We start from the raw sequence: 19,405 nt of genomic DNA, 5'->3' as shown, positions 1-19,405 counted from the left end.
GTCTTTTGATTATCGGGTGATTAGGTTCGGGAGGAAGGTGCCGCGAGTGACGCGATGTGTAGCCGTTTTTGTTTGCTGCGATTTTCGTTTATTTCGAATAAAATGGAAAGCCTGCCGAACGTACATGAGAACAGCCATGACCCATCCAGCCATATCCGAGACGACGCTGCCGGTCGAACGCGAAGTACAGGTGGCGGGCGAAGGACAGCGCACGCTTGCCGCCTATCTCTCGACCGGATTTCAGACTCAACGCATTCAAATCTACGATGACCATGAAAAGGCGCATCAAGTTGAATTGCCAACTTCGGCGCTTCGGCTGCTCGTCGATATCCTCGCCGAACTCGCGGACGGCAACGCTGTAAGAGTGGTCCCGGTTCACGCCGAACTGACCACGCAAGAGGCCGCCGATCTGCTCAATGTTTCCAGACCGCATCTCGTCAAATTGCTCGAATCCAATGCGTTGCCGTTTCGCAAGACCGGGAAGCATCGCCGCGTGCGCTTCACGGACCTCATGCGCTACAAAGCCGAGCGCGATCAAGAAAGCGAGCAGGCCATGGAAGCATTAACCCGACAGGCACAAGAACTAGGAATGGGTTACGAATGAGGAGTTCCCGCTTTACGGTTATTTATGATGCGTGCGTGTTGTACCCGGCGCCGTTGCGAGACTTTCTGATGTGGCTGGGTTTGTCCGGGCTTTTCAGAGCGCGATGGAGCGCGCGAATACACGACGAATGGAAGCGCAATCTCTTGCGTAACCGTCCCGACTTGTCGGCACGACAAGTGGACCGCACGGCCGCCCTGATGGATGCCGCCATTCCAGACGCACTCGTCACCCACTATGACGAACTCATCGACGCGCTCGACCTTCCCGATCCCAACGACCGCCATGTGCTGGCGGCGGCAATTCGCTGCGGCGCGAGCGTTATCGTCACGTTCAACGAGCGCGATTTTCCAAACGAAGTCTTGTCGACCTACGACGTCGAGGCGCAGCACCCCGATGTGTTCGTCGACAATCTTTTCGATCTCGACGAAGCCGCCGTGGTGCTCGCGGCCCAACGTCAACGCAGACAGCTAAGGAACCCTTTGCTCGACGTGGACCGTTATCTCGACATCCTGTCGAAGCAGGGGCTCGTCACTACTTGTAAATCTCTCGCGAGATTCCGGTCGGTCTTGTAGAGCGCGATGCCGGAAGCAAACCGGCATCGCGACGGACCCGCAATCGCCCTCACTCGAACACCGGCCTCAACTCCGCGACCTTCAACGTCCCATCCGGCGTCCTGCCCTTTCTCGCCCGCTTGCCCAGATGCAATTGCAACTGCGAGCCCGACAGCTTCTCGTCCTTCGGCTTGCCGCCGCGTCCGGTGCCGATCATCACCACGCCGCGTGCATCGATGGCAAGCGCCTGACGCAAGGTTTCCTTCGGATCGAGCGCCATCAGAATCACGCCGCGTCCGCCGCCCGAGAGCGTCTTCATCTCGTCCATGCCGAACACGAGCAGTCGCCCCGTGCTAGATAAACACGCGACATAGTTCGCGCCCGGCACGACCGGCATCGGCGCAAGCGGCAATGCGCCTTCGTCGATCGTCATGAACGCCTTGCCCGCCTTGTTGCGGCTCACCATGTCGCCGAGCTTCGCCATGAAGCCAAAGCCATTGCTCGATGCCAGCAGCAACGGCTGCTCCGCCGTCGCCGCGAAGTAATGCAGCAAGTGCGAGCCCGACTCCAGTTCGATCAGCGACGTGACCGGCACGCCGTCGCCACGGCCGCCCGGCAGCAACGCGACCGCCACGGAATACACGCGCCCGTTGCTGCCCCAAGCGATGAGCGTGTCCGGCGTGCGCGCCTGGAACACCGCGTAAAGACTGTCGCCCGCCTTGAAGGTGAAGCCCGCCGGATCGAGTCCGTGGCCTTTCAGCGCGCGCACCCAGCCACGCTGCGAGACGACCACCGTCACCGGTTCGTCGACCACGCGCACTTCGAAGGTCGCGCGCTTTTCCTGCTGAATCAGCGTGCGGCGATCGTCGCCATATTGCTTCGCGTCCGACTCGATTTCCTTGATGAGCAGACGCTTCATCGCGGCATCGCTATTGAGCAAATCTTCGAGCTTCGTCTTCTCGGTGCCGAGGTCGGCCAGCTCCTGCTCGATCTTGATCGCTTCGAGCCGCGCCAACTGACGCAAGCGGATTTCGAGGATGTCTTCCGCCTGCCGGTCCGACAGGTTGAAGCGCTGGATCAGCGCCTGCTTCGGCTCGTCCGCCTCGCGGATGATGCGAATGACCTCGTCGATATTCAGGAAGACGATCATCCGCCCTTCGAGAATATGGATGCGGTCGTTCACCTTGTTCAGCCGATGCTGCGTGCGGCGCGTCACCGTCACGAAGCGGAAGCCGACCCACTCGTGCAAGATTTCGACGATGCCCTTTTGCCGCGGCCGGCCATCCGCGCCGACCATCACCAGGTTGATCGCCGCGTTCGATTCGAGGCTCGTATGCGCGAGCAGCGAATGCACGAATTCGGTCTGGTCGATACGGCTCGACTTCGGCTCGAATACGAGCCGCACGGGCGCGTCTTTGCCGGACTCGTCGCGCACGGTGTCGAGCAAGCCGAGCAGTGTCTGCTTGGTCTGCAACTGGTCGGGCGTGAGCGTCTTCTTGCCGAGCTTGATCTTCGGGTTGGTGAGCTCCTCGATTTCTTCGAGAACCTTCTGTCCGGACGTGCTCGGCGGCAATTCGGTAATGACGAGTTGCCACTGACCGCGCGCGAGTTCCTCGATCTTCCAGCGGGCGCGCACTTTAAGGCTGCCGCGTCCGGTCTCGTAGGCCGTCGAGATTTCCGCGTGACTCGAGATGATCTGCCCGCCGCCCGGAAAGTCCGGGCCGTTCAGCTTTTCCATCACGCCGGCATGGCCGAGTTTCGGGTCGCGGATCATCGCGACGGCGGCCTGCGCCACTTCGCGTAGATTGTGCGAGGGAATCTCGGTCGCGAGACCCACCGCAATGCCCGATGCGCCATTGAGCAACAAGAACGGCAGACGCGCGGGCAAGAGCTTCGGCTCTTCGAACGAACCGTCGTAGTTCGGCATGAAATCGACGGTGCCCTGATCGATTTCATCGAGCAAAAGGCGCGCAATGGGCGTGAGACGCGCTTCGGTGTAGCGCATGGCTGCCGCGCCATCGCCGTCGCGCGAGCCGAAATTGCCCTGACCGTCGATGAGCGGATAGCGCATCGAAAAGTCCTGCGCGAGACGCACGAGCGCGTCGTAGGCGGACTGGTCGCCGTGTGGGTGATACTTGCCGAGCACGTCGCCGACCACGCGCGCCGACTTCACCGGCTTCGCGCCCGAGGCGAGCCCCATCTCGCTCATCGCGTAGAGGATGCGGCGCTGCACGGGCTTTTGCCCGTCGCACACGTCGGGCAGCGCGCGGCCCTTGACCACGCTCACCGCGTAGTCGAGATAAGCGCGTTCGGCGTAATCGCCGAGTGTGAGTTGTTCGCCTTCCGGTGCTGCTTGCTGATCGGCGAAGAGATCGTCTGTGATTCCCATCGAATATCCGTTGTTATGCGTTCAGGGCGCGTTGCATGCGGGCGCTTTGGGCCAAATTGCGAGCCTCAGATGTCCGCTTCCACTTCGTTGCCCTTCTCTTCGAGCCAGCTTCTGCGCGACGCGGCTTCGCCCTTGCCCATCAGCATGGTCATGCGCGAGACGGTGAGATCGAAGCCGAGATCGCCCAGGCCGACCGGCAGCAAACGGCGCGTGTCGGGGTTCATGGTCGTGTCCCAGAGCTGTTCCGCGCTCATTTCGCCGAGGCCCTTGAAGCGGCTGATGGTCCATGCGGTTTCGCGCACGCCATCCTTGCGCAGCTTGTCGAGGATGGCTTCGAGTTCGCCTTCGTCGAGCGCGTAGAGTTTCTGCGCGGGCTTCTTGCCGCGCGCAGGGGCATCGACACGAAAGAGCGGCGGACGCGCCACATGCACGTGACCGCGTTCGATCAATTGCGGGAAGTGCTTGAAGAAAAGCGTGAGCAAGAGCACCTGAATGTGCGAGCCGTCGACGTCCGCGTCCGAGAGAATGCAGATCTTGCCGTAGCGCAGATTCGACAGGTCGATCTTGTCGTCCGGACTATGCGGATCGACGCCGATCGCCACGGCGATGTCATGCACTTCGTTGTTCGCGAAGAGCCGGTCGCGTTCCGTTTCCCACGTGTTCAACACCTTGCCGCGCAAGGGCAGGATTGCCTGGAACTCCTTGTCGCGGCCCATTTTCGCGGAGCCGCCCGCCGAATCGCCCTCGACGAGAAAGAGTTCGTTACGCGCGATATCCGTCGATTCGCAATCCGTCAGCTTGCCCGGCAGCACCGCGACGCCCGAACTCTTGCGCTTCTCGACCTTCTGCCCGGCACGTGTACGCGCCTGCGCCTGGCGAATCACCAGTTCCGCGAGCTTCTTGCCGTATTCCACGTGCTGGTTGAGCCACAATTCGAGCGCCGGACGCGAGAACGACGAAACGAGTTTCACGGCATCGCGACTGTTCAGGCGTTCCTTGATCTGGCCTTGGAACTGCGGATCGAGCACTTTCGCGGAGAGCACGAACGACACGCGCGCGAACACGTCCTCGGCGAGAAGTTTCACGCCCTTCGGCTGAAGGTTATGAAGCTCGACGAAACTTTTAACCGCCTGAAAGAGCCCGTCGCGCAGGCCGGATTCGTGCGTGCCGCCCGCGGGCGTCGGGATCAGATTGACGTAGGACTCACGCAGAAGCGGCCCTTCCTCGCTCCACGCGACGACCCACGACGCGCCCTCGCCTTCGGCGAAGGTTTCCTCGCTGGAACGCGAGCTTTCCGCGAAACGTTCGCCTTCGAAAAGCGGGATCAGCAAGTCGCTGCCGCCCATGCCTTCGAGCAGATAGCCGCGCAAACCGTCTTCGTATCGCCACGATTGCCGTTCGCCCGTTTTCTCGATGACGAGCGCCACTTCCACGCCCGGCAGCAAGACGGCTTTAGAACGCAACAGGCGCTGCAGTTCGCCGAGCGGGAAATTCGGGGAATCGAAGTACTTGGGATTGGGCCATGCGCGCACGCGCGTGCCCGTCTTTTTCGCGCCCCGGTCGCCGGGGCGCGTGACGAGTTGCTCGATGACGTCGCCATTGGCGAACGCCAGTTGCGCGATCTTGTTGTCGCGCCAGACCGTGACTTCGAGGCGCGTGGCAAGCGCGTTCGTGACCGAAACGCCCACGCCGTGCAGCCCGCCGGAAAACGTGTAGGCGCCGCCCGCGGCCTTGTCGAACTTGCCGCCCGCGTGCAAGCGCGTGAACACGATTTCGACCACCGGCACGCCTTCTTCCGGATGCAGGCCGAACGGAATGCCACGGCCGTCGTCCTCGACGGACACGGAGTTGTCCGTATGAAGCGTGACGGTGATCTGCTTGCCGTAGCCGCCGAGCGCCTCGTCGGACGCGTTGTCGATGACTTCCTGAATGATATGCAGCGGGTTCTCGGTGCGCGTGTACATGCCGGGCCGCTGCTTGACCGGCTCGAGCCCCTTGAGAACCTTGATCGATGCTTCGCTGTAGCCGGCCGCTTTCGCGCTCATCGCGCGCTCTCGTTGCGCTGCGCGGTGTTGCGTGCCTGACTCGGCCGCGCTGGATTTTTTCGTGGTCATAGTTGAACGTTGACCCGGCATCGTGCGTGCTCGCGGGAATGCCACGACATGCGCCCGAAGTGCCGGCGAATGCTTGATCGATTGCTCGAAACGTTATCTGCCTGGCCGGATGTGCTCGTGCGGAGCGCTCGCCCCGCCCGCCGATCCTTGGCCGCGCTAGGAGAATAGCGGTTTTCGTCCGCGCCGCCCACATCGGACGAATAAAAGGCCAGCCCTGACCGCGCCGATTTCGCGCGGTCGCGGCCAGGCATGCTGAAATGCGTGTGTTACTTGCGCTTGGCTTCGAGCTCTTCCCAGCGCTCGAGCGCAACCATGAGTTCCTCGTCGATCGCTGCGTGCCGCTCCGAAAGACGCGCGCCTTCCTTGGCGTCCTTCGCGAAGATCGAACCGTCTTCCAACTGAGCGCCGATGCGCTTTTGCTCCTCTTCCAGTTCCGCGATGCGCACCGGCAGCGCTTCCAGCTCGCGCTGTTCCTTGAACGACATCTTGACGCTGCGTTGCGCGTTGCGGCCGGCCGCGCTTTCCTTCGGCGCGTCGTCCTTCGTCGCTTCCTTCGCGCTCTGACGCGCGGCTTCCTCGGCGATACGCTCCGAACGTTCGCGCTGAATCTGCCAGTCCGAGAAGCCGCCGACATACTCGCGCCACTTGCCGCCGCCTTCCGCGGCGAACACGGACGTCACCACGTTGTCGAGAAAAGCGCGGTCGTGACTCACGAGCAGCACGGTGCCGTCGTATTCCGCGAGCAGTTCTTCGAGCAGTTCGAGCGTGGGAATGTCGAGGTCGTTGGTCGGCTCATCCAGCACAAGCACGTTGGCGGGCCGCGCAAAGAGCCGCGCAAGCAGCAGCCGATTGCGCTCGCCGCCCGACAGCGAGCGCACCGGCGAGCGCGCGCGTTCCGGTGCGAACAGGAAGTCGCCGAGATAGCTCATCACGTGCTTCTTCACGCCGTTCACTTCGACCCATTCGCTGCCGGGGCTGATGGTGTCGGCGAGCGATTTGTCGAGATCGAGCTGTGCGCGCATCTGATCGAAATACGCCGCCTGAATGTTCGTGCCGGTACGCACGCGCCCTTCGTCGGGCTGCAATTCGCCGAGAATCAGCTTGAGCAGCGTCGTCTTGCCCGCGCCGTTCGGCCCGACGAACCCGATCTTGTCGCCGCGCATGACGGTGGCCGTGAAGGCATCGACGACGGTGCGCCCGCCAAAGCGTTTGGTTACATCGGTCAGTTCGGAGACGATCTTGCCGGATTTCTCGCCCTGCCCGACATCCAGCTTGACGTTGCCTTGCACGTTGCGGCGTTTGGCGCGTTCGTTGCGCATCTCGACGAGCCGCGCAATGCGTCCGACACTGCGCGTGCGGCGTGCTTCCACGCCCTTGCGAATCCACACTTCTTCCTGCGCGAGCAGTTTGTCGAACTTCGCCGCTTCCACCTGTTCGACTTCGAGTTGCTGCGCCTTTCTCGTCTGGTACGCGCTGAAGTTGCCGGGATACGACAAGAGCCGCCCGCGATCCAGTTCGACGATGCGTGTAGCCACGCGATCCAGAAACGCGCGATCGTGCGTGATGAAAAGCAGCCCAGTGCGCAGTGTCACGAGCAGGTCTTCCAGCCAGCGGATGCCGTCGAAGTCGAGATGGTTGGTCGGTTCGTCGAGCAAGAGCACGTCGGGCTGCACGACGAGCGCGCGGGCCAGGGCGACACGCTTTTTCATGCCGCCGGACAGCGCGCCCGAACGCGCGTCGCCGTTGAGACCGATCTGCGCGAGCGTGGTCGCGACGCGATTGCGCCAGTTCCAGGCATCGCGCAAATCGAGCGCCGATTGCAGCGCGTTCATGCGCGAGAGCAAGGCGTCGTGCTGCGCGCCTTCGGGGGTATCCGCGAGTTCGTGGGCGACGGCGTCGTATTCGTCGAGGAGCGCGCGTGCTTCGGTCAGGCCGGAGGCGACGACATCGAACACGGTGGCGTCGAGATCGAATTCGGGTTCCTGCGGCACATAGACCGTGGAGAGTTCGTTCTGACGCGTGACGAGACCGTCGTCGGGCGCGGCAAGCCCCGCCACGATCTTGAGTAGCGACGACTTGCCCGCGCCGTTGCGGCCGATCAGACCGACGCGTTCACCCGCTTCGAGCGAAAAATCCGCGTGATCGAGCAATGCGACGTGACCGAACGCGAGCTGCGCGTCCGTAATGGAATAAAGCGACATGGGGATGGATGCGAACAGTGCGATACCGGGGAAGCGGCCATTGTACCGATGTTAGGCCCGAGGGTTGGGGCGCTGGCTGAATGGACGAGGATGGCGAGTCGGAAACGCGGCGTGCGCGCGCGGTCGTCGGCGAAGGCCCTGGCCGTATGGACGAGGGCGCGGCGGCGTGGCTGGTCCGAAACGCATGGGACGTCGATGCGGCCGATGCAATCGTCGGCTGGATGCGGATGCGGCGTGCCGGTAGGTACGAAAGAATCGCGACGGCAGCCTCGGCCATTCCGCAAGGAATCGCCGCTGCCCCCGCCGCCCTCACGTTACTTCACATGAACCTTGATAGTGGAACTCATCTCCGGCCCATACGACTTGTGCTGGCCGTCGCCGAACTGCATGGTGAGCGTGTGATCGCCCGGCGGCAGCTTCACATCGGCTTCCGTCTGGCCTTTACCGAAGTGCAGCGAGGTATCGTTCGCGGGAATCACGGTGCCCTTGGGCAAGGGACCGCTGTCGATGAGCAGATGGTGATGTCCGGTGCCTTCCGTCATCGTGCCGGCTGGCGCGATCTTCATGCCGTCCACGCCGAACGTCACATGCACGGGGCTCGTGACGGTGGCGCCGTCTTTCGGCTCCGCGAAGTAGACGCGCGACGATTGCGCATGTGCCGCGCCAGCGAGCATCGAGAGCGCGAATGCGCCGGGCAATAGCGCTTTCGAGAGCGTTTTCTTAAGCATCGTGTTCTCCTTGTCGATAAACCGGCCGATTGCGCGAGCCTTCGCGCCGAGGCCGCGACCAAGGATACACCGCGTGTCGTGAAGTTGTCGTGGCTACTCGCCACGCCAACGTGGCGCGCTCGCGTCCGAGCGATCACGACGCCACGGCGATCAACTCGGGACTCTCGTCCGTCACCGGCGCACAATCCCAGTTTCCATACCAATCGATCTGCGCAAAACCCGCGTCATTGAGCAGGCGCGCCAACTCATCGCGCGAGCGAAAGCGCAACTCGCTCTTTGCGGATAGCGTCTCGCCATCGTCGAAACGATAGTGCGTCGTGAAGGCCGCGCGTGCGCTGATTAGCGGATCGGGGGTCTCGTGAAGTTCCTGCCACACTTCGACGCCGCGTCCATCCGGCCCGCTCACGCGACGTCGCGAATGCTCCGGCGTCCATCGCTCCCACGCGCGCGCATTGGGATTGCGGCTTTCGAAGGCGATGCGTCCGCCACGACGCACCGCCCGGCGCGCGGCCACGAGCGTGGCGAGAAAGGTAGCGTCGTCGAGAAAGACTTGCGCGACGTGACCCGTCATCAACAAGAGATCGGCAGGGGCGACGAACGGCAAGGCGGAAGCGTCGCCTTCGATCCACGTCACGCGCTCGCCGTGCGCATGCGCACACGCGCGCGCAACGCGCAACATCGGCGCGGAAGGATCGATGCCCGTGACCTTGTAGCCACGCATCGCCAATTCGCAGGCGAGCAAGCCCGTGCCGCAGCCCAGATCGACGATATGTCCCGCCGATTCGGCTAGCGCGAGATAAAACGCGGTATCGGCGGCGGCGGGATTGAGCGCGTCGTAGAGCGCGACGATGCGTGGATCAGCGTAACTGGACATGAGCGGCTCTGTAGGCGAACGAGTGATGGAGCGCGACGAAGCGCCGCTCAGCGTAACAGGAGATTAGCGCTTCTCGTCGGCGAGCGCGACGAAGCACGCGTCAGCGTAACCGGAGATTAGCGGCTCTGATAAGCCAGCGCGTCGCGCATTGGTTGGCTGTGCACCATGATCGGACCGGAGAACGGCGTGTCGAGGTCGAGGATCACGAGCACCGCCGAGGCGATCGACAGCGCGCCCAGCGTGATCGTCACGAGCGACAGCGCGTTGCGCGGCGCGATCAGCCCGAAGCAGAGAAAGATGATGAGCAGCCAGCCCACGAGAATCCGGTCGAACGGATAGGAGATCGACCCATGCGCTTCCTCGACGAGCTTCCAGCGCAGCGCGATGAGGTCTTCGAAGCGCGTCGCGCATTCGTCGGCGAGGCGCTGGTGGTAGGCATCGCCCGGTGCGAGCACGCGCACTTCATGCTGGCCACGATTGAGCAATTCGCCGAGCGTGCGGCTCGCGAGATTGTCGGCTCCGCCAAGCGATGTGCCGACCGCCGGATAATCGCCCACGGGCGGCGCTTCGTCGGGCCAGGTGCTGGCGATCGCCGCAGCGGTGTACGAGCGCAAGAGCGCACGTGCGCGCTCAAGGTCGGCGCCGTAATCGCGCATGGTGTGATCGAGTTCGATGATCGATGTCGCGTAACTGCGCAAGTCGGTGTTGGTGGTATCGAAGACCGTTTTCGCGGATGCCGTCAGCAAGCCGAGCACGAGCGCCGCGAAGGTCACCAGCATGCCGACCAGCAGTTGCACGAGTTGCACGGTCTCCTGCGCCTTGTGCTCCTCGGGCAGCAACGGCCGGACGATCGCGCCCAAGCCGGTGCTTGCGAGCAGCAACGCGAAAACGAGGACGGCGGATTCGACTTCAGTCATGAGCGCATGGGTCGTGGGCGCGGCGGCGCAACGGTTCGCCGCATTATCGACCAGAAAGCAGGCGCGGTGCAGTTGAAAAAACGCCGGGGACGCAGCGTTTCGACTCGTCGATCGAAGGGCGGCCGCGGCCTAGAAAGCGACGGACATGGTCGCCATCACGCTCGCCGTGCTCTTCAACCGGTTCGTGCTTGCAATCGACGGTACCCATCGCAAGCTCGCCGACAACGGGCGCTTGCCGTCGATCTTGGTGTCGTAGGTGAGGATCGGACCCATCGAAAAGTCGTGCCCCCGAAAGCCGTTCAGCCTGTCCGCGAGCGGTCCCGAGTCGTTGCCCAACTGCTGAACCGTTCCGAGCACGAGGCCAACCCCCAGGCCGTTCGAGAACTTCTTCAGTCCCATTGCATCCAGCGTGAACAATGGCGCGTTCTGATAATCGGTTGCGGTGTTTCGCGTATAGAACTGGAGACCGGCCACGACGTCGAATTCGAGCCCGTATTTCGGCATCAACTGGGTGAACGCGACCTGCGGGACGAAGGTCCAGTTATTCAGGCTGGGATTGGCGAGCGCGTTCGCATCGTAGTGACCGGTGGGCGCCCAGAAATTGAAGCTGAGCGCGATATGCGCCGTCTGGGAAACGTGATACCCGGCCACGATAGGCGTGAAGTAGAGGTCGAACAGATTCGACGCGCGGTCGCTGCTCGTCGTTCCGAAACGCCCCGCCGAAAACGATGCCGTCACTTCGGTCCATACGTACGGAACCGTGATTCCCGACGCGAAGTCCCATCCCGCAAAGCCGCCCCATACCTTGAGCACCGTCGCGAGCGTGAAGGCGACTTGCCCGTCGATCCCGAGCGAGGTCTTGCCGGCAATCGGGACCTGACGATTGCCGCTGATGGAACCATCGATATAAATTTGCTGCAGACTCACCAGCGTCAGCGGCTCTGGCGGAACAATGCCGATTCCGGACAGCACGCTCATGCCCGCAACGGGCCGCCCCAACGCGCCCTCGGTCGCACGCGAGGATAAAGGCAGCAGGCAGACGCCGACCACGAAAAGCGCCACGGCGAGGCGATGCCAATGGACTCGGAAAGCATGCATGAGGTGGTGTGTCGGTAACGTCATGCCGGTTCATCGCCTTTAGAAAAAACAACGATTTCACGCAAGCAAGATGCGGCGCTCAGTCGTGCGCGCCGAGCACCCAGCGGTAATACGGGTTCGCCTGGTCGGCGCTCAGCACCGCGCGAATTTCCCCCGCCCATGCGTTGCGGTCGCCACGATACGCATCGAGTCCCGCCCGGTAAAACGCATGCAGTGTGTCGCGCTCGCTGTGCAGCGCTTCGGTGAATCCGGCGTCGCCGTTTGCGAGCGGCGGTTCGTTCTGCAACGCCAGCAAGCGCGTCAGCGTCGCCGGAAAATCCGTCGGCTCGACCCACGGCGCGTATTCGATGCGCGGATCGTCGTCGGTGACGGGGCGGGCATCGGCGGCATAGTAGGCAAGTGCGGGGCGGTCCGCGACATAAGTTGCAAGAAGCGCTTCCGCCGAGCCGATGCCCACCTCGTTCAACGCGCGCGCTACGTCGGGCTGTGCCAAGCGCTCGCGAATGCGCGGCACGTCGAGCGTCAACGGCTGCCTGGAGCCGATCAGCATCATCTCGTGGAACTCGGTCGTGAAGAGCGCGGCATGCGGAAACACCTGCATGAAGCTGTGGATGAGCGAGCGCGTTTCCTGCTCGTTTTGCGTCGCGATTGGCAACCATTGCGCGACGATACCGCGCTCGTTCAACCGCGCCGCCGCGAGCCGGTAGAACTGAGTCGAATACAGGTTCACCACGCCCGCCGCCGATGGCGGCGGCGGTTCGAGCGTCACGAGGTCGTAGCGTTCATCGCGCGACAGCAGTTCGCGCCTGCCATCTCCGGCTCGAAGTTCGATGCGCGGATCGGCGCTCACGTCGTAATTGCCCGCGAAGGCCGGCGACGCGCGCACGACCGCCGGCAACAATTCGGCGACCACCCGTTTTTCGAGGCCCGGCCACGCGAGCAGCGCGCCCGCCGTGATACCCGTGCCGAGTCCGATGACGAGCGCGGAACGCGGCGCACCGGCATGCACGATGAGCGGCAGCAGCGCTTGCAGACGCATGTAGCGCAGCGACGTCATGGCGTCGCCCGAGTTCGAGACACCTTGAATGTAGAGACGGCGGAACCGTTGCGCCTCAGGGCCTTGTTCGAGCACGGCGACCGTCCCGCCCGAGCTTTCCTCGTAATAGGCAAGGCTGCCGTGATGCGCCTTGGCGAGCAGCACGCCAAGCCGGTCGGACGGCACGACGATCGCGACGGCAACCGAGATCGCCGCAATGCCCGCGCTCGCCCAGATGCCGGCCTTTTGTGCGGAACGCGCGCTCAGTGCCGCCGACAAGCCGATCAGACTCGCCGCGACCGCAAGCAAGCCGAGCGAGCGGATCAGACCGAGCGACGGAATCAGCACGAAACCCGCAAACAGCGTCCCGCCGATGCCGCCCGCGGTATTCATCGCGACGACGCGCCCTACCCGGCTTGCGATGCCGCTTCCGTGCGCCGTGTCCCCATCGGCGGCCATGGCGAGCGCGAAAGGGAACGCCGCGCCGAGCAAGATCGTCGGCACGAGCACGATCACGCATGCGGCGACGGCAAAGCCCGCGCTCATCGACGCGAGCATGTTGCCCGTCACGCTCAGGCCGAAGTCGGCTGCGTGACCCTGGGCGAGCGAAAGCCAGTCGCCCACGCATGCGACGCCCGCGAACGCGGCCAGACCCGCCGACGCGATCAGCACGCCGAATGCGCTCCACGGGTCGCGTATCCGTTGGGCATGGCGCGCCGCGATCGCGCTGCCGAGCGCAAGACCGAGCAAATACGTGGCGAGCACGATGGAAAAAGCGAAGCTGCGCGTGCTGACGAATTGCCCGATGGCCTGCGACCAGATCACCTCGTAGCCGAGCGCGATGCCACCCGCGACGGCATAGAGCGCAATGGCGATGCGCGAGCCGGAGGAAGCGGCGCTGGCGCGCGCGGCGGGGTCATCGAGCGAACCGTTCTGCACGGCGGCGCGGCGCATGAGCAACATTGCACCGATCGCGGCGCAGGCGTTGAGAAGCGCGGCCGCATAGGCGCTGCCCTGCACGCCTAGCAAAGGAATCAGCACGAACACCGGCAGCAACGCGCCAGCGATGGCGCCCGCGGTATTGGCCGCGTACAACCGCCCGCCCGCGCTACCGATGTCTTGCCGCGACGCGCCGGTTGCACGCATGAGGACGGGCAAAGTGCCGCCCATCGCGATGGCAGGCGCGCCGACCAGCGCGAAAGGCAAGAACCACGCAAGCGGCCCGGCGCGCTCTTGCAGCGTCGCGAAGAGCGCGGCCGAGTGCGCCAGCGCGTGCGTCGCGCCCGGACCGAGGCCAAGCACGGCGAGTTCCAGTCCCGCGTACAGCAACCACGGCCGCATGCTCCGGTCGGCGAGCTTGCCGAAGAGCCATCCGCCGAGCGCGAGTCCCGCAAAGAACGCACTGATCGCAACGGTCACGGCCTGCACTTCGATGCCGACCACGAGCGTGAGTTGCCGCACCCACAACACCTGGTAGATCAGCGCCGCGCCGCCCGATGCAAACAACAGCAACGCAGGCCACGCGAGACGCATGGTGCTCGCGTGATGCGCATCGGCGCTGGCCGGTGCGCGGCGGCTTGCCTTGGTCCGGGCGGATTTGATCGCGGCGCTCAGATCTGTCATCGTCTCTCGGCTCCCGGATCACTTGCCCGCGCTTTCGATGCTCTTCATCAAGTTGTCGGTCATCTGGTCGATACTGAAGCTGCTGGGCCGTTGAGCGGGCGGATATTGCTTGAACGTCGCGAGGAACGGCGCGACCTTCGAGACGGCGTATTGCGCGATATACACGTTCTTCGTGGTCCAGTCGTAATACTGGTCGGAGACGATATCGGCGCGCTCGTAAGGGTCCATGCGCAGATTGAAGATTTTCGGCACGCGCAGACACGTGAACGGGTTCGCCCACACTTCATAGCCGCCCGGCTGGCGCTGCTCGCAGAAGACCACCTTCCAGTCGTCCTGGCGCATCGCGACGAGCAGGCCATCGTCGTTGAAGTAAAAGAACTCGTGACGTGGCGCGTCCTTCGTCTGGCCTGTGAGATACGGCACGAAGTTATAGCCGTCCAGATGCACCTTGAAGTTCTTGCCGCCGATCGCCGCGCCCTTGAGCAAGCGGTCGGCAATGCCGTTGTCGCCCGCCGCGGCGACCAGCGTCGGGAACCAGTCGAGGCCCGAGATCATCTGCCGCGAAACCGTCCCCGGCTTGATCTTGCCGGGCCAGCGGATGATCGCGGGCACCCGGAACGCGCCTTCCCAGTTGGTGTTTTTCTCGCTGCGGAAAGGCGTGGTGGCGGCATCCGGCCATGAGAACTGGTTCGGCCCATTGTCCGTCGTATAGACGACGATGGTGTTGTCCGCGATCTTCATGTCGTCGAGCGCCTTGAGCAGCTTGCCGACGTCGTTGTCATGCTCGATCATGCCGTCGGCGTATTCGTTGCCCGGCATGCCGCTTTGACCGAGCATGGATGGCCGCACGTGCGTGAACAAATGCATGCGCGTCGTGTTCATCCACACGAAGAAAGGCTTGTTGGCCTTGTTCTGGCGCTGCATGAAGTCGATGGCGGCGCTCGTCGTTTCGTCGTCGATCGTCTCCATGCGTTTGGTGTTGAGCGGACCCGTGTCCTGCACGCGGCCATCCGCGAACGAATGGATCACGCCGCGCGGCGCGTTCGCCTTGACCCACGCCGTGTCGTTCTTCGGATAATAAGGACGCTCCGGTTCTTCCTCGGCGTTCAGGTGATACAGGTTGCCGAAGAACTCGTCGAAGCCGTGCTTGGTGGGCAAGTACTGATCGCGGTCGCCGAGATGGTTCTTGCCGAACTGGCCGGTCGCATAGCCGAGCGGCTTGAGCGCCTCGGCAATGGTGATGTTCTGCGCCTGCAGGCCGACGTCCGCGCCGGGAATGCCCACTTTCGACAGCCCCGTGCGCAAGGTGACTTCGCCCGTGATGAAGGTCGAACGGCCCGCCGTGCAGCTGTTCTCCGCGTAGTAGTCGGTGAAAAGCATGCCCTCGTTGGCTATGCGATCGATGTTCGGCGTTTCGTAGCCAACCACGCCTTTGCTATATGCGCTGATATTGGTCTGCCCGATATCGTCGCCGAAGATCACGAGAATGTTGGGCTTCTTCCCATTCTGATTATTGTTCTGCGCGGCGGCGGGCGCGGGAGCCGGCGCGGGTTTTGCGGGCTTCGCCGCGTTCGGCGTCTGCGCGGTCGAGACGATCGGCGGGACGATCAGCACGCAGATCGCGGCGAGCGCGGCGAGCGCGCCGGTGATATAGCGGAAGCGTCGGAGTTGCGGCTTGGTCATTGTGATTCTCCTTGAGCGCCATACGTCTTTCGCGCGTCGCCCGTCATGGCGCGCTTGCCGGATAAACCGCCTTCCAGTCGTTCTTCATGCTCACGACGATCCACCCGCGCGCGAGCGCCTCGTCCCATGCGCGGTCGAGCTTGCCGATCTTCGACTGGCGGTCGTAGGCGAATTCGCGCGCCGCGTCGTCGTGATGCACGATCAGTTCGAGATGCGGCCCGTCCTGCGCGGCCGTGTATTGCAGCATCTGCAAGTCGCCGTCCGAGTTGCCGAACGCGAGCACGGGCTTCCTGCCGATGTTCCGGTAGATGCCGACGGGCTTGCCGGGACCGTCATCGACGAAATCGAGCTTCGGTTCGCGCACGAGTGCGGGCTTGCCGTCGCGCACGACGTACTTCACGAGCTGGCTCGACCCGATCACCTGTTCGGGCGGAATGCCGTAGACCTGTTCGGCGAACACGCGCATGAATTCGATCGTTCCTCCGGACACGATGAAAGTCTTGAAGCCATTCGCCCGCAAATAGTCGAGCAGTTCGAGTTGCGGCTGATAGACGAGCGCGGTGTACGGACGCCCGAGCGTCGGATGCTTCGATGTTGCGAGCCACGCGCGAATGGCGCTGTCGTATTCATCGACCGTCATGCCGCTGTTCGCCACCGCGAGCAGTTTCAGCAATGCTTTTTGCTGGCCCGCGAGCGCGGCCTTGTCGCCCGATGCCAACGCCTTGAACGCCGGGTCGCCACGCCATTCCGGATGGTTCGGCGCGGCCGCCTTCACTTCATCGAGCATGAAGGCAAACTGAAAATAGATAGGTTGTTCGCTCCACAACGTACCGTCGTTATCGAACACGGCGATACGTCGCGCGGGCGGCAAATAGGTTGGCGATCCTTCGCGCGTGACGGTTTGCACGAAGTCGATGAGCGCTTGCCGAGCGCGGCCGCCGCGCCACGACGGCAGAACGCCTTGCGCCATCTGCGCGGTGCTGGCGCTCACGCCGGCGCTGGCCTGCGCGGACGCGTCGTTGCCGGAGCGCGCGCAGCCCGCCAGGAGCACCGCGAACGCGGCAGTCAGCAGCGCGGCCCGCACGCCAGCAAGAATGTGTCGAAGTCCCCGCCGCACTCGACTCTCCTTTCGCAAAAGCAATGTGTTGCCGCGCCGATGCGTTCAGCGAGCGGCGGTCCGAGTCGGATTCGCCGGCGATGCGCCATGCGCCGCTTGCCAGACGTCCTTATCCACCACGAGTCTGAAACCGAGGTGCGACATGCTGTTGTAGGGGTCGGTGCCGCGCCGCGCGCTTGGCCGATAGCTCAGGCAGTAGTCTTCGTTGCACAGAAACGAACCGCCGCGCGTAACGCGTTTGGGCGCTTCCACGGGAACGCCGGGATCGGCCGGGTCCCATGAACTGGCCGGGCCCGCGGGCTCGTTGACCACCCCGCCTATCGATGCCTCGCGCCTGAACTGATCGGCCCGGTACCAGTCGGCTACCCATTGCCACGCGTTGCCGGTCATGTCGGAGAGTCCGTAGCCGTTGGCCGGAAAACTCCCCACGCGGCTCGTCCCGGCCGCGCCGCCCGCTTTCGCGTTGACGACGGGGAACGGCTGCTTTTCCTGGCCTTGCCAGACGTTGGCCATTTGCTTGCCGTCGGGTGCGAACTGGTTGCCCCAGGAATAGGTCGCCTGATCGAGCCCGCCGCGCGCGGCGAATTCCCATTCGGCTTCGGTGGGCAGGCGCTTGCCCGCCCATTTGGCATAGGCCTCGGCGTCTTCGTAGGAGACCTGCACGACGGGATGATCGTCCTTGCCATCGATATTGCTCGACGGCCCCGAGGGATGCCGCCAGTCCGCGCCCGGCACGAAGCGCCACCAGCGCGAATAGTCTTGCAGAGACACCTGTTCCCGTGTGCCGACGAACACCATTGCGCCCGGCGTGAGCGCACTGTCCGGCGGACGCGCCGTGCCGGGTGGCAACTGCACCCGGAGCGTCTCCCAGTCGGGTTTCTTTTCAGCGGTGGTGATGTAGTGCGTGGCCGCCACGAACGCGCCGAATTCGGCGTTCGTCACGTGATGCTCGTCCATCCAGAAACCGTGAACGCGCACCGTATGCGCCGGACGTTCGTTGGCTTGCGCGCGCTTGCTGTCGCTGCCCATCTGGAATTCGCCGCCGGGTATCCACGCCATGCCTTTCGGGCCGCTCACGCCGTCGCCGAGGACGGCATGGACCGTCGGCCTGGCGGGCTCGCGCAGCGCGCGGCTCACCGCGAATCCGACGAGCGCCGGACATAGCAGCACGAGCACGGCCCACAGCGCCATGCGCCTTGCGTTGAATTCCGAGCTTCGCCCGGCCGCGTTGTGATTCACCGGTATGTTCGCCATTGCCGTCACCCCGACCGTGTCGCATGGGAGCCAACACAATGGAGCCACCAATATACGAACGAATAAATGTTAGCAATCTTTTTTTCGAGCGATGCCGCAAACGGTAGGCATCCTTGCGAAAGGGCCGACACGGCTTTGACGAAACCGCCTTGCTTTAGTAACTTGTGCAGCACGTGTTCAGACAGCTTCGGGATCATCGCATCAGCAACGCGTGCGCGTTGCACTCTTAGCGAGCGAGCCATGCAAGACCTCATCCGGCGATTCGAGACGAGCATCGGGCAAGCGGTGATCGGCCAGGAGGCCGTCGTGCGCCAGATTCTCATTGCGCTTTTCGCGGATGGGCACGTGCTGCTCGAGAGCCTTCCGGGTCTCGCAAAGACACGTACCGTCAAGGCCATCGCGGCGCGTCTGGCCGCCACGATGAAGCGCATCCAGTTCACGCCCGATCTGCTGCCCTCGGATATCACGGGCGGCGAGACGCTTCTGCAATCGGGCAACGAACGCACGCTCTCGTTCCAGCCGGGTCCCATCTTCGGCAATCTGATTCTCGCGGACGAAATCAACCGCGCGCCCGCCAAGGTTCAATCCGCGCTGCTCGAAGCCATGGAAGAGCGGCAAATTTCAATCTCCGGCAAGACGTACCCGCTGCCCGAACTCTTCCTCGTGATGGCGACGCAGAATCCCATCGAACAGGAAGGCACTTATCCCCTGCCGGAAGCGCAGATGGACCGTTTTCTCATGAAGGTGCTGATCGGTTATGCGTCGCCCCGGAGCGAGGCGGACATGCTGCGCTTGCTGCGTCGCGAAAGCGAGGGCGCGCCGGCCGCCATGGAAACGCTGACGCAGGAAGATGTGTTCGCCGCGCGCGAGGCCGTCCGGCGCGTCGCGGTGGCGCCGGCCATCGACGAATACATCGTATCGATTGTCAACGCGACGCGTCATGGCGGCGCGCTCGATGCCGACCTCGGCAAATGGATCGAAGTCGGAGCGAGCCCGCGCGGCGCGATCGGACTGGATCGGGCGAGCCGCGTGCATGCATGGCTCGACGAGCGCGATTTCGTCACGCCAGACGACGTGCGCGCGGTCATCCATCCGGTGCTGCGGCATCGTTTGTTGCTGTCCTACGATGCGACCGCCGACAAGGTCGGCGCCGACCACGTGATCGACCGGCTAGTGGAAAAAGTGGCCGTGCCAGCTTGAGCCGGAGGGAACCCGC

The 19,405-nt window shown here is 63.7% G+C and carries 14 protein-coding genes; 3 read left to right on the top strand and 11 right to left on the bottom strand.

What is annotated here, in order from left to right; all coding sequences use genetic code 11:
• Positions 1-136: 136 nt before the first annotated feature.
• Complete coding sequence (locus NCT03_RS04840; protein WP_250492078.1) at positions 137-604, top strand: helix-turn-helix domain-containing protein; 468 nt, start codon at positions 137-139, stop codon at positions 602-604.
• Positions 601-1,176, top strand: coding sequence for a PIN domain-containing protein (locus tag NCT03_RS04835; protein ID WP_250492077.1), 576 nt, complete (start codon positions 601-603; stop codon positions 1,174-1,176). The genes NCT03_RS04840 and NCT03_RS04835 overlap by 4 nt, the downstream gene beginning before the upstream one ends.
• Positions 1,177-1,225: 49 nt before the next feature.
• Here NCT03_RS04835 and parC read toward each other — a convergent pair whose 3' ends face one another.
• The 11 genes from parC to NCT03_RS04780 form a co-directional block, all read right to left on the bottom strand.
• Positions 1,226-3,544, bottom strand: coding sequence for a DNA topoisomerase IV subunit A (gene parC / locus NCT03_RS04830; protein WP_250492076.1), 2,319 nt, complete (start codon positions 3,542-3,544; stop codon positions 1,226-1,228).
• 65 nt (positions 3,545-3,609) lie between these two features.
• Positions 3,610-5,589, bottom strand: coding sequence for a DNA topoisomerase IV subunit B (locus NCT03_RS04825; RefSeq protein ID WP_244827487.1), 1,980 nt, complete (start codon positions 5,587-5,589; stop codon positions 3,610-3,612).
• Positions 5,590-5,924: 335 nt separating this feature from the next.
• The gene (locus NCT03_RS04820; RefSeq protein ID WP_250492075.1) at positions 5,925-7,859 is read right to left on the bottom strand and encodes an ATP-binding cassette domain-containing protein; all 1,935 of its coding nucleotides are present in this window, start codon (positions 7,857-7,859) and stop codon (positions 5,925-5,927) included.
• Between the two features lie 314 nt (positions 7,860-8,173).
• Entirely contained in the window at positions 8,174-8,587 is a 414-nt protein-coding gene (locus tag NCT03_RS04815) for a DUF4399 domain-containing protein (RefSeq protein ID WP_502800349.1), read from the bottom strand.
• A gap of 133 nt (positions 8,588-8,720) precedes the next feature.
• Positions 8,721-9,461, bottom strand: coding sequence for a class I SAM-dependent methyltransferase (locus NCT03_RS04810; protein ID WP_250492074.1), 741 nt, complete (start codon positions 9,459-9,461; stop codon positions 8,721-8,723).
• 116 nt (positions 9,462-9,577) lie between these two features.
• Positions 9,578-10,378: a bestrophin-like domain gene (locus tag NCT03_RS04805; protein ID WP_250492073.1), complete on the bottom strand. Its 801-nt coding sequence runs from the start codon at positions 10,376-10,378 to the stop codon at positions 9,578-9,580.
• 129 nt (positions 10,379-10,507) lie between these two features.
• Positions 10,508-11,476, bottom strand: coding sequence for a SphA family protein (locus tag NCT03_RS04800; RefSeq protein WP_250492072.1), 969 nt, complete (start codon positions 11,474-11,476; stop codon positions 10,508-10,510).
• Positions 11,477-11,555: 79 nt separating this feature from the next.
• Entirely contained in the window at positions 11,556-14,135 is a 2,580-nt protein-coding gene (locus NCT03_RS04795; RefSeq protein WP_250492071.1) for a fused MFS/spermidine synthase, read from the bottom strand.
• Between the two features lie 18 nt (positions 14,136-14,153).
• Positions 14,154-15,818, bottom strand: coding sequence for an arylsulfatase (locus tag NCT03_RS04790; RefSeq protein ID WP_244827481.1), 1,665 nt, complete (start codon positions 15,816-15,818; stop codon positions 14,154-14,156).
• A gap of 43 nt (positions 15,819-15,861) precedes the next feature.
• On the bottom strand, positions 15,862-16,935 hold the full coding sequence (locus tag NCT03_RS04785) for an HAD family hydrolase (RefSeq protein WP_250492070.1): 1,074 nt from the start codon (positions 16,933-16,935) through the stop codon (positions 15,862-15,864).
• 45 nt (positions 16,936-16,980) lie between these two features.
• The gene (locus tag NCT03_RS04780) at positions 16,981-18,126 is read right to left on the bottom strand and encodes a formylglycine-generating enzyme family protein (protein ID WP_250492173.1); all 1,146 of its coding nucleotides are present in this window, start codon (positions 18,124-18,126) and stop codon (positions 16,981-16,983) included.
• 303 nt (positions 18,127-18,429) lie between these two features.
• Here NCT03_RS04780 and NCT03_RS04775 point away from each other — a divergent pair, with 303 nt between their 5' ends.
• Positions 18,430-19,389, top strand: coding sequence for an AAA family ATPase (locus NCT03_RS04775; protein ID WP_250492069.1), 960 nt, complete (start codon positions 18,430-18,432; stop codon positions 19,387-19,389).
• The last annotated feature ends 16 nt before the right edge of the window (positions 19,390-19,405 follow it).

Source organism: Caballeronia sp. GAWG1-1 (assembly GCF_023631465.1).
GTDB lineage: Bacteria > Pseudomonadota > Gammaproteobacteria > Burkholderiales > Burkholderiaceae > Caballeronia.
Note: the sequence above shows the minus strand (reverse complement) of the source record. Positions and strands in the feature narration are given on the sequence as shown.

Bases quoted from the DNA above. Each gene is read 5' to 3' on its own strand.
- NCT03_RS04815 (WP_502800349.1), bottom strand. From the start codon at position 8,587: ATGCTTAAGAAAACGCTCTCGAAAGCGCTATTGCCCGGCGCATTCGCG.
- NCT03_RS04790 (WP_244827481.1), bottom strand. From the start codon at position 15,818: ATGACCAAGCCGCAACTCCGACGCTTCCGCTATATCACCGGCGCGCTC.
- NCT03_RS04800 (WP_250492072.1), bottom strand. From the start codon at position 11,476: ATGCATGCTTTCCGAGTCCATTGGCATCGCCTCGCCGTGGCGCTTTTC.
- NCT03_RS04835 (WP_250492077.1), top strand. From the start codon at position 601: ATGAGGAGTTCCCGCTTTACGGTTATTTATGATGCGTGCGTGTTGTAC.
- NCT03_RS04795 (WP_250492071.1), bottom strand. From the start codon at position 14,135: ATGACAGATCTGAGCGCCGCGATCAAATCCGCCCGGACCAAGGCAAGC.
- NCT03_RS04805 (WP_250492073.1), bottom strand. From the start codon at position 10,378: ATGACTGAAGTCGAATCCGCCGTCCTCGTTTTCGCGTTGCTGCTCGCA.
- NCT03_RS04780 (WP_250492173.1), bottom strand. From the start codon at position 18,126: ATGGCGCTGTGGGCCGTGCTCGTGCTGCTATGTCCGGCGCTCGTCGGA.
- NCT03_RS04820 (WP_250492075.1), bottom strand. From the start codon at position 7,859: ATGTCGCTTTATTCCATTACGGACGCGCAGCTCGCGTTCGGTCACGTC.
- NCT03_RS04825 (WP_244827487.1), bottom strand. From the start codon at position 5,589: ATGAGCGCGAAAGCGGCCGGCTACAGCGAAGCATCGATCAAGGTTCTC.
- NCT03_RS04810 (WP_250492074.1), bottom strand. From the start codon at position 9,461: ATGTCCAGTTACGCTGATCCACGCATCGTCGCGCTCTACGACGCGCTC.
- NCT03_RS04840 (WP_250492078.1), top strand. From the start codon at position 137: ATGACCCATCCAGCCATATCCGAGACGACGCTGCCGGTCGAACGCGAA.
- NCT03_RS04775 (WP_250492069.1), top strand. From the start codon at position 18,430: ATGCAAGACCTCATCCGGCGATTCGAGACGAGCATCGGGCAAGCGGTG.
- parC (WP_250492076.1), bottom strand. From the start codon at position 3,544: ATGGGAATCACAGACGATCTCTTCGCCGATCAGCAAGCAGCACCGGAA.